Below are 13403 nucleotides of genomic sequence, written 5' to 3'. Positions count from 1 at the left end.
TTTAAGAAAATGGCACAAACTTCTTCAAATATGCTTCCGCTTGGAACAATTGCTCCAAACTTCAAACTAAAAGATACTAATTCTAATAACGTTTACTCGTTTGAAGATGTAAAAGGATCAAAAGGAACACTTGTGATTTTTATCTGCAATCATTGTCCGTTTGTGCATCATGCATTACCGGAAATTATTATGATAGCTAATGATTACCGTGTACAAGGAATTGGAGTAATTGCAATTTCCAGCAACGATGTCAAAAAATATCCACAGGATTCACCGGAAATGATGACAGAATTTGCTTTTCAGAATAAAATAGATTTTCCTTATTTATTCGACGAAAGTCAGGAAGTTGCCAAAGCTTATGACGCCGCATGCACACCAGATTTTTATTTATTTGATAATTTAGATCGCTTATTTTACCGTGGTCAGCTTGACGATTCAAGACCTAATAACGGAATTCCTTTAAGTGGAAGTGATTTAAGAAGCGCCATAGATACCCTGATTTACAACAGAAGTTTAAACGAAACTCAAAAACCAAGTATTGGCTGTAGTATTAAGTGGAAATAAGATTTTAGCTTTTTTAGAAAACTTTTCCTATATTTGCAGATCAATAAACATTTCTCATTGTGAGTACTATAAATATATTTACAGCTACATCTTTGTTGTTTTCTTTGAAAAGAAAACCGCTTGCTGCTGCATTTATTTCACATAGTAAGGCCTTTATTAATTAGGCCTCCGTCTATTTCAATTTCTTCTTTCAGGCGGAGGATTTTTACCAAAAAACGAATCATTTATTTTATTTGAAAGAGTAAATTCTCTCTCAAATAATTTTCTGGTTCTTTCAATTAAAATTTTTCACAACATTCATTAGCCTATTTCGAATGCAATATGCATTTGAAAACAATTTAAGCTTTATCAAGCGTATCAATCAATTATTCAAGTTTAAAATTCAATAAATAATACATATCATTATGAAACCAACACCCACTTTCTGTAAAACAGATTATCAGTTTTTAAGAGAACTGATACTAAAAAGTAAAAATTCAACAAACACAAAAGAAGCCAATCAGCTTTCGCAAGAATTAGATCGCGCAGTTATAAGTAAGGAAAGCGAATTAGATCATTCTGTTGTCAGAATCAATTCGTTTGTTACAATTGAAGATGTCAAGGCAAAAAAACAAATGAAAATTCAAATTGTTTTACCTTCTTTATCTGATGTAAAATCAGGAAAAATTTCAATCTTAGCGCCTTTAAGTGTTGCCATTATTGGTTTTAAAGAAAATGACGAAGTCGATTGGGAATTGCCTGCCGGAATAAAAACTTTAAAAATAATTGCTGTAGACAATACGGCTGTACATCATTCTTAAATTTTAAAACACCTCATTTGTGAAGGTGTTTTTTTTGTTCTCAACTAAAATAAAAAAAGCATCCCGTTTAAAGAATGCCTTTCTAAATACACTTATAATTGGGATGTAATATAGTTTGATATCGAAGCCATTTGAACATCATCTAAATGTGCTTTCTTCTGCATCCTTGTCAAAATTGGCTTCCATTCCTCCTGACTAAATTTCTTTGGCTCGTAAAGTTTGTGGCATCTTGCGCAACTGTTATCATAAAGGTTTTTTCCTTCCGCCAATTCAGGTGTTAATTCTGTGGCTTTAGTTTCGGTAACTGTAGGTGTAGCTGCTACAGCAGGAACCGATTTTTTAGTTCCGCATGAAACTAAAAGTAGAGTTACAGCGGTTAGGATTAGGATTTTTGCTTTCATTATTTTGCTTTAATTTTTGAGTAAATATAAAAAAATCCCACTCGGCTGGCGAATGGGATTATTATTTAAAACAAAACTAAATTGTTTTGTAAGCTTCTTATTTTACGTCCATTAATTCAACGTCAAAAATCAAAGTTGCGTTTGGTGGAATTACACCTCCTGCACCTGCAGCTCCATAAGCTAAATCAGACGGAATTACAAAACGAGCTTTGTCACCAACTTGTAATAAAGCAATACCTTCGTCCCATCCTTCAATAACCTGGCCCTGACCTAATCTAAATTCGATTGGTTTTTTTCTTGGATAAGATGAATCAAACACTTTTCCGTTTTCTAATGAACCTTCGTAGTGTACAGAAACTGTTTTACCTGCTTCTGCTTTTTTACCGTCTCCTTTATTAATCATTTTGTAACGTAATCCGCTTTCAGTTCTGTCAAATCCAGCAGCTAATTGCTCCATTTTAGCTTCAGATTCAGCTTTTAAGGCAGCGTCTCTTTTCAAACGTGCACCTTTTAAACCAACAAAAGCTTCAATAGCATTCCATTTTTCAGCTTCTTCACCAACTCTGATGATTTCTACTGCATCAAGATTATCACCTTGAGCAACAGCATCAACAACGTCCTGACCTTCGATTACGTGACCAAAAACAGTGTGTTTTCCGTCTAACCAAGAAGTTGGAACGTGAGTGATGTAAAATTGAGAACCATTACTTGCAGGACCTGAGTTTGCCATAGCTAAAACTCCCGGACGATCATGTTTTAAACTTGGGTGAAATTCATCATCAAATTTATAACCAGGATCTCCAGTTCCTGTTCCTTTAGGACATCCACCCTGAATCATAAAATCAGGAATTACTCTATGAAATGTTAATCCGTCATAGAATTTTTGTCCCTGTGGTTTTACTTTATTTTCCATATTTCCTTCTGCAAGAGCTACAAAATTCCCTACGGTTCCTGGTGTTAAGTCGTGTGTAAGTTTTACTAAAATCGAACCTTTACTAGTATTGAATTTAGCGTATATTCCGTTTTCCATGTTGTAATTTTTAATTTTGATTGCAAATTTACAAATTAATTCTGTATCAATTTGTGCTTTCTATTTTTTAGTCCCGAAGCGTCGGGATGATTTATAAGTAAGTCCGTAAACTGTAAATGCTAATAAAGACAATCCAACACAACCAATACTTACGGCGTGCCATCCTCCTAATTTCCATAATAATAATCCGTATGCAGATCCTGCAGCCGTTCCTAAAAAGCTAAACGACATAAATACGGTATTCAGTCTATTTCTTGCTTCGGGAAGTAGAGAATAAACACGGGTTTGGTTTGAAATATGAACGCCTTGAATTCCGATATCAATAAATACAATTCCAATCGCAATACCAATTACGCTTTCTACTGAAAAGTAAAAAATTAAAAAACTTATTAATATCAGCAAACAGCCGTAACCAACCGCTACTCTAGACCCGCCTTTGTCACCCATTTTTCCAACTAATGGCGCTGCCAAAGCTCCGGATGCACCAACAATTCCGAATAAACCAATTGTTGCACTATTAAAATGGAAAGGTTCTCCGGAAAGCAGTAATACCATTGTAGTCCAGAAAGCACCAAATTGTGCAAAACTGAATACATTGATTAATGTAGCTTCACGCAAAACCGGCTGTGTTTTTATTAGTGTAAAAAGAGAAGAAATCAATTGACCGTAAGTTCCCTGAAACTGAGGTTTATTAATGGGGAATTTATTCTGAATTACAAAAAAGATCAAAAGACAGATTCCGGCTGCGATATAAAACATCGATCTCCAACCCAAAACCTGACCAATGAATCCGCTTAAAGTTCTTGAAAGTAAAATTCCGACCAATAAGCCGCTCATAATAGTTCCAACAACTTTTCCTCGTTGTTCCTGCGCACTTAATGAAGCCGCCAATGGCAAAATAAGCTGTGGAACTATTGAAGTGATTCCTATTAATAAAGAAGCTATTTGCAAAAGAAAGAAACTCTTTGCTGTTGCAGCTAAAATTAAGGCTATTACCGACGCAAAAGTGGTCATCAAAATTTGCTTTTTACGCTCGATTTTGTCACCTAACGGAACCATGAAAAATAAACCAATTGCATATCCGGCTTGTGTAAGATATGTTATGGTTCCTGCATTGGCTTCCGGAATTTTAAATTCGTTGGCAATTAAAACAATTAAAGGCTGGCAGTAATAAAGATTTGCAACTATAAGTCCAGTGCAAACTGCCATAAATAAGACATTCGTTTTGGATAAATTCATTTTGCAAAAATACCAATCTAATTTTAACCAAAACTTTAAAAATTGTAAAAATTTTTCAAATTCAGAATCAAATCAGAGATTGATTTTAAAGATTATATTGATTTTAAAACTTTATGATTTCATAAAATCTTCACGCATCGGGCTAAATACATCTGTTAAAAGTCCGCTTTCGAGACAAACAACACCATGAATTGCATGTGGCGGAATATAAAAGCTATCGCCTTCTTTTAATGTTTGGGTAACACCAGAAATTGTAACATCGAATTTACCGCTTGAGACATAAGTTACCTGAGAATGATAATGCTCATGTAAAACACCTATTCCACCTTTTTCAAAATGAACATTTACCAGCATTACTTTATCATCATAAGCCAGGATTTTGCGTTTAATTCCTTCACCAACCACTTCCCATTCAATATCATCGCCTTTTATAAATTCTTTACTTGTTCCGAAACTTTGCATATTTATTCTGATTTTATTCCTACAAAAATAAGGTTTCTAAATGAATTATTCTAAAGCAATTCTTTGGAAATAAAATCATAGCTGTTTTTTATAGACTCAAAAGAATTTGGATTGTAATTATTCTCCTGTTCAACAAAAAAATGTTTCATTCCTGATTGTTTTGCTTCCTTAAAAATAGTTTTAAAATCAATTGAACCCGAACCAACTTCAGTATTTAAAGCTTGATTTAATTTGTTCATATCTTTAACATGCCACATTTTAAAACGTCCGGGATTTTCCTTAAACAATTTCAACGGATCATTTCCTGAGCGAACCACCCAATATAAATCTAACTCAAAATATACTAAATCTTTGTCTGTTTCTTTTAGTAAGATTTCATATCCGGTAATTCCATCGTGTTCTTGAAATTCAAAATCATGATTATGATACGCTAATTTTAAGCCTGAAGCTTTGCACATTTTTGCAGCTTCATTTAATCGTGACGCTATTGTTTTAAAATCTTTTCTAAATGGCTCATCAACCCAGGGAATTGTCAAATACTCGCTTTTTAAAACTTTTGCTGCTTCAATTGCCGCAATAAGCTCTGTTGTGTTTCCATCATATAAAAAACTTCCTAAATTATAATGTCCGCTTACGGCTTTTAATTGATTTTCGTCTAAGATTTTTTTAAGTGCTGTTGGCGAAATTCCCCAAAACTGATCTTTTATAGAAAATCCATAAGTTTCAATATTTGTATAACCTGCAGCGGCTACTTTTTGCAAGGTAGATTTTACATCTTTCGAAATTTCATCTCGCAATGTATATAATTGTAAACCAATTTCTTTTTTGTTCATAGTAAAAGCTAAAGATGGCATCGCTAAAACTGCTGCAGTAGCTAAACCGGAATTAATAACAAAAGTTCTTCTGGAAATCATCTTATCTTTTTTAAGTAAAAATAATCTTTTAAATAAAATCTTTAATTAAATTGACTTTCAAAATTACATATAAAATCCTGAAGTTCAGATTCTGTTTCTTCGTTTATAATTTTTCCTTCTTCATTAATTTTTCCACGGATGCCCTGAATTAAAAGTTGTGTATTATCCAGAAATTTAGCTTCGAGCGTTTTCATTATAAGCAATAATTGCTTGTGCCCCATTTCTCCAGAAGCCGAAGCGGTTATTAATCCAATATTTTTATTTGAAAAAATAGTAGTCGAAACACACCATTCTAAAGCATTTTTTAAACTTCCCGGTAAACTAAAAACATATTCGGGAGTACAAATTAGCACGCCATCTGCCTCATTTATTTTATTCCTAAAAAAAGTAACCATATTTGGTGGATTCTCATTATCCAAATCAGGATTGAAATGTGGTATTTCAGTTAGATCTTCAAATATTTCAACTTCGAATTCTGTTTTAATATTATCCGAAATATATTTTAAAATTTTGAAGTTGCTTGAATTTTTTCTGGTACTGCCGGTTATTGCAAGAATTTTTGTTTTTTTCATTTCTATTTATTGAATAATTCCAATATCTTTTTTCATCAAATCAAATTCGTCGTTTAAGTCATTCTTTTTAAAATATTTCTCTAAATCACTCAACCTCTTTTTATTATCATATTGTATACACGAATTCAATTTTCTTTGGCAGACAGAACATAATCTTATCGAATGCCGGTCGGTTTCTTCCATACTATTAGTACCATTCATTACACAATCAGCCGCAATACAATGATGCAAACCAAACATATGTCCGATTTCATGAGAGCTTATTTTAAGTAATCGTGATAAACATAAATTGAAGTTTTCAGATGTTAATTCTCCATCCTGCAATCTATAAATTGAACTCACAGCCACTTTATCATGATAAGAAGCCAAACCAAAAACATAATTCCATTCAGGCTTAGGATATAAATCCAATTCTGAAAGCCCCATTAAGGCAATTCTGTTTAAAGGTTTTTCTTCTTTCAAAACATCATTTAAAAGATAACCTGCCAATAACTGTTCATGACCATACATCATTCTTCTGGAAGAATTTGGAACCACGTCATTAGAAATAGGTGCTAACGTTTTTGTTTTTAATTGAAAGTAAATTTCTAAATATTCATTAGCGAGCTTAATTTGTTTTTTTTGCAAAGAATTAAAATTTCCAATAGGTCGGATGTAAATAATATTTGCCTCCTTTGTTGGCACAATATGTTTAGATGTAAAGTATTGCTCAAAAGTTTGTCCTTTTTCTTTATGAGAAAACAACCAATCTCCATAAACAGGTTCGGCCAATTTAACATCATTACTTTTAATGTGTTTAAAATAAGACGCTTCTTTCGGAATTTCTTTTGGGACTTCTTTTGGAATTTTATTTGTTTTTTCTTTACTGCAGGAACAAAATATTATAAAAATAAGAATAGCTATTTTTCTCATATACTTTTCGTTAAATATATTCAAAAAAATAGCTATTCTTATTTTCTATTTGGATTTCTTCTCAACTTTTTTTTTCAAATTTATATTTAGAAAAAAATATTGCAATTACGATTATATCAACTAACAATAATCCCTCAAATTGTTCTTGTTATATTTTCAAAGTTCTCAAATATTACTTTGTATCTTTGCCGCTTAGAAAATATTGAAGAAAAATGCGAATTGATATTATTACGATTTTGCCGGAATTATTAAAAAGTCCGTTTGAGGCTTCGATTATGAAACGTGCCATCGACAAAGGTTTGGTTGAAGTTCATTTTCATAATTTGCGAGATTATACAACTAATAAACAAAAAAGTGTCGACGATTATCCGTTTGGCGGTGGCGCCGGAATGGTAATGACCGTTCAGCCTATTGATGCTTGTATTACTCATTTAAAAAGTGAGCGCGAATATGATGAAATCATTTATATGTCGCCAGATGGAGAAACTTTAAACCAAAAAATGGCGAATACAATGTCGATGTATGAAAATATTATCATTTTATGCGGGCATTATAAAGGTGTAGACCAGCGTGTTCGTGATCATTTTATTACCAAAGAAATTTCGATTGGCGATTATGTTTTATCCGGAGGAGAATTAGGCGCTTTGGTTTTATCTGATGCTTTAATTCGATTAATTCCAGGAGTTTTAAGCGATGAAACTTCGGCATTGACAGATAGTTTTCAGGATAATTTACTTTCCGGACCTATATATACAAGACCTGCAGATTATAAGGGATGGAAAGTTCCGGAAGTTTTAACCAGTGGTCATTTTGCCAAAATTGACAAATGGCGAGAAGATATGGCGTATGAACATACAAAGAACAGACGCCCGGATCTGTTAGAATAAAATCCAAATTTTTAAAATTCCAAATTCCAATTGATCAACTAGTTAAAAGATTGGAATTTGGAATTTTACTTATATTGTAATTTGACGTTTTGCATTGGAATTTGGAATTTTAAAAATTTGGAATTTGAATTTATTTAACTACATTTGCACCCGAATTAGACTAACCTCTGGCGAGATCCGTGAATGTTGCTCTATTATAAAAAACCATAATTTAAGATATCATGGCAGATTTAATGAAATTCGTTCAAACCGAATTAGTTGCTAAAAAAGATTTCCCTGTTTTTGGAGCTGGAGATACTATCACAGTTTTCTACGAAATTAAAGAGGGTGAAAAAACAAGAACTCAGTTTTTTAAAGGAGTTGTTATTCAAAGAAGAGGTTCTGGTAACACAGAAACTTTTACTATTCGTAAAATGTCTGGTGCTATTGGTGTTGAGCGTATCTTCCCGGTAAACTTACCAGCTTTACAAAAAATTGAAATCAACAAGAAAGGTGCTGTACGTAGAGCTAGAATTTTCTACTTCAGAGAACTTACTGGTAAAAAAGCTAAGATTAGAGATAAAAGAAGATAATCATTTATCTCTTTGTTATAAAAAAACTCGTTTCATATTGTTTGAAACGAGTTTTTTTTATGCTTACTTTTTTAAAATAACAAAACAGCAATATTTTAATATCAAAATCATCGAATTAGCAATTTAACGTTGCCGAAATAACAATTTCGTAATTCCTGTATTTATCCGGAAAACTACACCGTTTTCGGACTGTTTTTATTATATTTGCTCCGCTCATTTCGAGCCAACTATACCTTTTACATCGCGTACCCTTTGCGATACGATTATAAAAAAAAAAAAAATGACACAGAATTCAAAAATTTATTACACCTTAACTGATGAGGCGCCATTATTAGCGACTTATTCTTTTTTACCAATTGTTCAGGCATTTACAGCTACGGCTGGTATCGCTATCGAAACCAGAGACATCTCGTTGGCAGGTAGAATTTTATCAAATTTTCCTGAGGTTTTAACAGATGCTCAAAAAACCGGAGATGCTTTGGCTGAATTAGGTCAATTAGCTACACAACCAGAAGCTAATATTATTAAATTACCAAACGTATCTGCATCTGTACCGCAATTAAAAGCGGCTATTGCAGAATTACAATCTCATGGTTACAAAATACCTGATTTTCCTGAAGAGCCTCAGAATGATGCTGAAAAAGAAATCAAAGCTAAATACGCTAAAGTATTAGGTTCTGCTGTAAACCCTGTTTTGCGTGAAGGAAATTCTGATCGTAGAGCGCCAAGAGCAGTTAAGAACTTTGCAAAAGCAAATCCACACTCTATGGGTGCTTGGTCTGCTGACTCAAAAACTAAAGTAGCTTCTATGCCAAATGGTGATTTTTACGGAAGCGAAAAATCACTTACTGTTGCAGACGCTAATGATGTAAAAATTGAATTCGTTGCAAAAGATGGAACAACTACTGTTCTTAAGGCAAGTACACCATTAAAAGCTGGCGAAATAATAGACAGTTCTGTTTTAAGTGTAAAAAAATTAAAATCTTTTGCTGCTGAAGCAATCGCTGAAGCAAAAAAAGAAGGTGTTTTACTTTCTGTGCATTTGAAAGCTACAATGATGAAAGTTTCAGATCCAATTATCTTTGGCGCTATCGTTGAAGTTTATTTTGCTGATCTTTTCAAAAAATATGAAACTTTATTTGCTGAATTAAATATTGATACCAGAAATGGTTTAGGTGATATCTACGCAAAAATTGCAGGAAGACCTGAACAAGCTGCAGTTGAAGCTGACATTACTAAAGCAATAGAAAACGGACCGGCTTTGGCAATGGTAAATTCTGATAAAGGAATTACAAACTTACACGTTCCATCTGATGTTATTGTTGATGCTTCTATGCCGGCAATGATTCGTACTTCTGGACAGATGTACAATAAAGAAGGAAAACAACAAGATACAATCGCTGTTATTCCAGACCGTTCTTATGCCGGAATTTATACTGCAACTATCGATTTCTGTAAAAAACACGGTGCTTTTGATCCTAAAACAATGGGAAGTGTTCCTAACGTAGGTTTAATGGCTCAAAAAGCAGAAGAATACGGATCTCACGATAAAACTTTCCAATTGCAAGCTGACGGAGTTGTTCGTGTAGTTGATAATAAAGGAACTGTTTTAATGGAGCAAAACGTTGAAGCAAATGATATTTTCAGAATGTGTCAGGCAAAAGACGCTCCTATTCAGGACTGGGTTAAACTAGCTGTAAACAGAGCTCGTTTATCTGATACTCCTGCTGTTTTCTGGTTAGACGAAAACAGAGCGCATGACAGAGAATTGATTGTAAAAGTTCAAAAATATCTTAAAGATTATAATACTACAAACTTAGACATTCGCATCTTAAATCCTGTTGCTGCAACTGAATTTACTTTAGACAGAATTATCAAAGGTTTAGACACTATCTCTGTAACAGGAAACGTTTTACGTGATTACTTAACAGATTTATTCCCAATTTTAGAATTAGGAACTTCTGCAAAAATGTTATCTATCGTTCCGTTAATGAATGGTGGTGGATTGTTCGAAACTGGTGCCGGAGGTTCTGCTCCTAAACACGTTGAGCAATTTACAGAAGAAGGATATTTACGTTGGGATTCACTAGGAGAATTTTTAGCTCTTGGTGCTTCATTAGAGCATTTAGGACAAACTTTAAATAATTCTAAAGCAATTGTTTTAGCTGAAACTCTTGACGAAGCAAATGATAAATTCCTTGCAAATGATAAATCTCCAGCTCGTAAAGTAGGTCAGATTGATAACCGAGGTTCTCATTTCTACCTTGCTTTCTATTGGGCTCAGGCTTTGGCAGCACAAAATAAAGATGCTGAATTAAAAGCTATTTTTACTCCAATTGCAGCTCAGTTTGAAGCTAACGAAGCTAAAATCGACGCTGAATTAATTGGTGCTCAAGGAAAACCTCAAACTCTTGGCGGTTACTACCAGCCAACTCCGGAGTTAGTAAGCAAAGCAATGCGCCCAAGTGCGACATTCAATGCAATTCTTGCCGAAATTAAATAAATAAAATGTTTACACATTAATAGTAAAAAAGACAACCCGAAACGGTTGTCTTTTTTTCTTAACTAATGTTTAACAAACCTTACTCTATAATATTTAGTAAGAATTATTATCTATGTAAATCAAAATCAAAACAATGATTACAAAAAAGTTTACTACGTTTCTAATTATTATTTTTACAATCTTTACTTCATTTGCTCAGGAAAAATTTACTTTAAGCGGCACCATAACCGACTTTAAAAATAATGAAACCTTAATTGGCGTCAACATTTATATTCCCGCACTAAAAATTGGAACTACAACTAATGAATACGGTTTTTATTCGCTTACCATTCCATCAGGTGAACATCAAATCGAGATAAGTTATGTTGGTTACCAAACCATTCAAAAAACAGTTGTTTTAAATCAAAATACCAAAAATAATTTTGCCTTAAACGAAGGCAGCGGCGAAGAACTTCAGGAAGTTGTTATTACCGACAATAAAGGAAAAGTCAACATCAAATCGCCGGAAATGAGTGCCAATAAACTTTCAATTGCCACCATCAAAAAAATGCCGGTAGTTTTAGGTGAAGTCGATGTTTTAAAATCTATTTTATTACTTCCGGGAGTTACAAATGCAGGTGAAGGCGCATCCGGATTCAACGTTCGTGGCGGAGGTGCAGATCAAAACTTAATTTTATTAGACGAAGCAACGATATTTAATTCATCACACGTATTTGGATTTTTCTCCGTTTTTAATCCTGACGCCATAAAAGATTTAAAATTATATAAAGGTGGAATTCCTGCACGCTATGGAGGAAGAGCTTCCTCAGTTTTAGATATTTATCAAAAAGACGGAAGCAGTAAGGATTTCCATGTAAATGGGGGAATCGGATTAATTTCGAGCAGAATTCTTGCCGAAGGTCCGATAGTAAAAGATCGAGGTTCGTTTTTAATTGGAGGAAGAGCGTCTTACGCACATTTATTTTTAAAACTATCCGAAGAGAACAAAGATAACTCCGCTTATTTTTATGATTTAAACACCAAATTGAGTTATAAATTAAATGACAATAACAGTTTGTATTTATCCGGTTATTTTGGCCGTGATGTGTTTAGTTTAAATAAAAGTTTCACGAATATTTACGGAAATTCAACTTTAAATCTTCGTTGGAATCATTTGTTTTCTGATAAATTATTCTCGAATTTATCCTTGATTTATAGCGATTATTATTACGGTTTAGATCTTGATTTCGTTGGTTTCAAATGGGATTCGGGAATCAAAAATTATAATATTAAATACGATTTCAAAAACTATATTTCAGATAAATTCAAATTGAATTACGGCTTAAACGGAATCTATTATGAATTTAATCCCGGAACGATTAAACCAAGTAATGCAGAATCCGGAATTAACCCGGATCAATTAGATAAAAAATATGCTTTTGAACCCGCCATTTATATTGATGCCGAAAATCAGCTTTCGAAAAAAATCACAGTCGCTTACGGATTGCGTTATAGTTTATTTTATCGTTTAGGCGCTTCGACAATCAATTTATACGATAATAATAATCCTGTTGTTTTCAATTCAGATTTAGAAATTTACGAAAAAGGAACTCCTATTGGAACCGAATATTACGGCAAAAATAAATCCATAAAAAACTATAATAATCTGGAACCAAGATTTTCAATTTCTTACCAGCTAAATGACGATCAGGCGGTAAAAGCGAGTTATAACCGAATGGCACAATATCTTCAGTTAATTTCGAACACCTCATCACCTACTCCGCTCGATGTCTGGATGCCAAGTGATACTTATATCAAACCACAGATTGCAGATCAGGTTGCTTTAGGTTATTTCAGAAATATAAATAATGGAGCATATTCCCTCGAAGTCGAAAGTTATTATAAAGAAATTCAAAATCGTCTCGACTATATTGATGGTGCAGATTTGATTGCTAATAATGCCATAGAGCAGGTTATTTTAAACGGGCAAATGCGCGCTTATGGTTTAGAAATTATGTTCAAGAAAAATGAAGGCAAATTTAATGGATGGATATCCTATACATTGTCAAAATCAGAACAGCAAACTCCGGGAAGAACACCTGAAGAAACGGGAATAAATAACGGACAATGGTACAATTCTGCTTATGACAAAACACATAATTTAGCCATTACCTCTGCTTATAATTTAAACGAAAAATGGTCTTTTGGGGCTAATTTTGCCTTACAATCGGGACAGCCCGTTACTTATCCGAACGGACAATACGAGTATCTTGGCATTACTGTTCCGAGTTATGGTTTGCGAAACGAACACCGTTTACCGGCATATCATCACCTTGATGTTTCGGCTACTTTAACACCACGCAGCAATAAAGACAGAAACTGGAAAGGCGAATGGGTTTTTAGTATTTACAATTTATACAATAGACAAAACGCAGCGTCTATAAACTTCCGTCAAAATGTGGATACAGGGTATAATGAGGCTGTAAAAACATCTATTTTCGGAATTGTTCCTGCTGTTAGTTATAATTTCAAGTTTTAAAAATCACTTTTCTGTCAAAGAATTAAAAA

13 protein-coding genes are annotated in these 13403 nt (G+C 33.4%); 6 read left to right on the top strand and 7 right to left on the bottom strand.

Annotation, left to right across the window (positions count from 1 at the left end; genetic code table 11):
* Positions 1 to 9: 9 nt before the first annotated feature.
* Both BUE22_RS01025 and BUE22_RS01020 read left to right on the top strand, forming a co-directional pair.
* Positions 10 to 564, top strand: a complete 555-nt coding sequence (locus BUE22_RS01025) for a thioredoxin family protein (protein ID WP_073394246.1) — start codon at positions 10 to 12, stop codon at positions 562 to 564.
* Positions 565 to 968: 404 nt separating this feature from the next.
* Positions 969 to 1364, top strand: a complete 396-nt coding sequence (locus BUE22_RS01020) for a GreA/GreB family elongation factor (protein ID WP_073393084.1) — start codon at positions 969 to 971, stop codon at positions 1362 to 1364.
* Positions 1365 to 1456: 92 nt separating this feature from the next.
* Here BUE22_RS01020 and BUE22_RS01015 read toward each other — a convergent pair whose 3' ends face one another.
* From BUE22_RS01015 to BUE22_RS00985, 7 genes are all read right to left on the bottom strand, one after another.
* The gene (locus BUE22_RS01015; RefSeq protein WP_073393082.1) at positions 1457 to 1765 is read right to left on the bottom strand and encodes a c-type cytochrome; all 309 of its coding nucleotides are present in this window, start codon (positions 1763 to 1765) and stop codon (positions 1457 to 1459) included.
* 97 nt (positions 1766 to 1862) lie between these two features.
* The gene (locus BUE22_RS01010; protein ID WP_042566426.1) at positions 1863 to 2795 is read right to left on the bottom strand and encodes a peptidylprolyl isomerase; all 933 of its coding nucleotides are present in this window, start codon (positions 2793 to 2795) and stop codon (positions 1863 to 1865) included.
* Between the two features lie 60 nt (positions 2796 to 2855).
* The gene (locus BUE22_RS01005) at positions 2856 to 4004 is read right to left on the bottom strand and encodes an MFS transporter (RefSeq protein ID WP_243396848.1); all 1149 of its coding nucleotides are present in this window, start codon (positions 4002 to 4004) and stop codon (positions 2856 to 2858) included.
* 141 nt (positions 4005 to 4145) lie between these two features.
* On the bottom strand, positions 4146 to 4496 hold the full coding sequence (locus tag BUE22_RS01000) for a cupin domain-containing protein (RefSeq protein ID WP_042566428.1): 351 nt from the start codon (positions 4494 to 4496) through the stop codon (positions 4146 to 4148).
* Between the two features lie 50 nt (positions 4497 to 4546).
* Positions 4547 to 5410, bottom strand: a complete 864-nt coding sequence (locus BUE22_RS00995; protein WP_073393078.1) for a sugar phosphate isomerase/epimerase family protein — start codon at positions 5408 to 5410, stop codon at positions 4547 to 4549.
* Positions 5411 to 5451: 41 nt separating this feature from the next.
* Positions 5452 to 5982, bottom strand: a complete 531-nt coding sequence (locus BUE22_RS00990; RefSeq protein WP_073393076.1) for an NADPH-dependent FMN reductase — start codon at positions 5980 to 5982, stop codon at positions 5452 to 5454.
* A gap of 6 nt (positions 5983 to 5988) precedes the next feature.
* The gene (locus tag BUE22_RS00985; RefSeq protein WP_073393074.1) at positions 5989 to 6894 is read right to left on the bottom strand and encodes a Zn-dependent protease; all 906 of its coding nucleotides are present in this window, start codon (positions 6892 to 6894) and stop codon (positions 5989 to 5991) included.
* A 212-nt stretch (positions 6895 to 7106) separates the two neighbouring features.
* Between BUE22_RS00985 and trmD the strand changes: the two genes are divergently transcribed.
* The 4 genes from trmD (at position 7107) to BUE22_RS00965 (ending at position 13374) form a co-directional block, all read left to right on the top strand.
* Positions 7107 to 7781 carry a tRNA (guanosine(37)-N1)-methyltransferase TrmD gene (gene trmD, locus BUE22_RS00980; protein WP_059116141.1) on the top strand — a complete coding sequence of 225 codons (675 nt, stop codon included), beginning with the start codon at positions 7107 to 7109 and terminating at the stop codon, positions 7779 to 7781.
* Between the two features lie 221 nt (positions 7782 to 8002).
* Positions 8003 to 8353: a 50S ribosomal protein L19 gene (gene rplS, locus BUE22_RS00975; RefSeq protein WP_042566433.1), complete on the top strand. Its 351-nt coding sequence runs from the start codon at positions 8003 to 8005 to the stop codon at positions 8351 to 8353.
* Between the two features lie 280 nt (positions 8354 to 8633).
* Positions 8634 to 10856 carry an NADP-dependent isocitrate dehydrogenase gene (locus BUE22_RS00970; protein WP_042566721.1) on the top strand — a complete coding sequence of 741 codons (2223 nt, stop codon included), beginning with the start codon at positions 8634 to 8636 and terminating at the stop codon, positions 10854 to 10856.
* Positions 10857 to 10989: 133 nt separating this feature from the next.
* A complete protein-coding gene (locus tag BUE22_RS00965) occupies positions 10990 to 13374 on the top strand; it encodes a TonB-dependent receptor (protein ID WP_073393072.1) in 2385 nt (794 codons plus the stop codon).
* The last annotated feature ends 29 nt before the right edge of the window (positions 13375 to 13403 follow it).

Origin of the sequence: Flavobacterium pectinovorum (genome assembly GCF_900142715.1) — a bacterium.
GTDB lineage: Bacteria > Bacteroidota > Bacteroidia > Flavobacteriales > Flavobacteriaceae > Flavobacterium > Flavobacterium pectinovorum.
The sequence above is the reverse complement of the archived record's forward strand: the minus strand, read 5'-3'. Positions and strand labels throughout refer to the sequence as shown.

Excerpts from the sequence above, each read along its gene's own strand:
- BUE22_RS00995 (WP_073393078.1), bottom strand. The coding sequence starts at position 5,410 with ATGATTTCCAGAAGAACTTTTGTTATTAATTCCGGTTTAGCTACTGCA.
- BUE22_RS00985 (WP_073393074.1), bottom strand. The coding sequence starts at position 6,894 with ATGAGAAAAATAGCTATTCTTATTTTTATAATATTTTGTTCCTGCAGT.
- BUE22_RS00970 (WP_042566721.1), top strand. The coding sequence starts at position 8,634 with ATGACACAGAATTCAAAAATTTATTACACCTTAACTGATGAGGCGCCA.
- BUE22_RS01025 (WP_073394246.1), top strand. The coding sequence starts at position 10 with ATGGCACAAACTTCTTCAAATATGCTTCCGCTTGGAACAATTGCTCCA.
- rplS (WP_042566433.1), top strand. The coding sequence starts at position 8,003 with ATGGCAGATTTAATGAAATTCGTTCAAACCGAATTAGTTGCTAAAAAA.
- BUE22_RS00965 (WP_073393072.1), top strand. The coding sequence starts at position 10,990 with ATGATTACAAAAAAGTTTACTACGTTTCTAATTATTATTTTTACAATC.
- BUE22_RS01020 (WP_073393084.1), top strand. The coding sequence starts at position 969 with ATGAAACCAACACCCACTTTCTGTAAAACAGATTATCAGTTTTTAAGA.
- trmD (WP_059116141.1), top strand. The coding sequence starts at position 7,107 with ATGCGAATTGATATTATTACGATTTTGCCGGAATTATTAAAAAGTCCG.
- BUE22_RS01005 (WP_243396848.1), bottom strand. The coding sequence starts at position 4,004 with ATGGCAGTTTGCACTGGACTTATAGTTGCAAATCTTTATTACTGCCAG.
- BUE22_RS01000 (WP_042566428.1), bottom strand. The coding sequence starts at position 4,496 with ATGCAAAGTTTCGGAACAAGTAAAGAATTTATAAAAGGCGATGATATT.
- BUE22_RS01015 (WP_073393082.1), bottom strand. The coding sequence starts at position 1,765 with ATGAAAGCAAAAATCCTAATCCTAACCGCTGTAACTCTACTTTTAGTT.
- BUE22_RS01010 (WP_042566426.1), bottom strand. The coding sequence starts at position 2,795 with ATGGAAAACGGAATATACGCTAAATTCAATACTAGTAAAGGTTCGATT.
- BUE22_RS00990 (WP_073393076.1), bottom strand. The coding sequence starts at position 5,982 with ATGAAAAAAACAAAAATTCTTGCAATAACCGGCAGTACCAGAAAAAAT.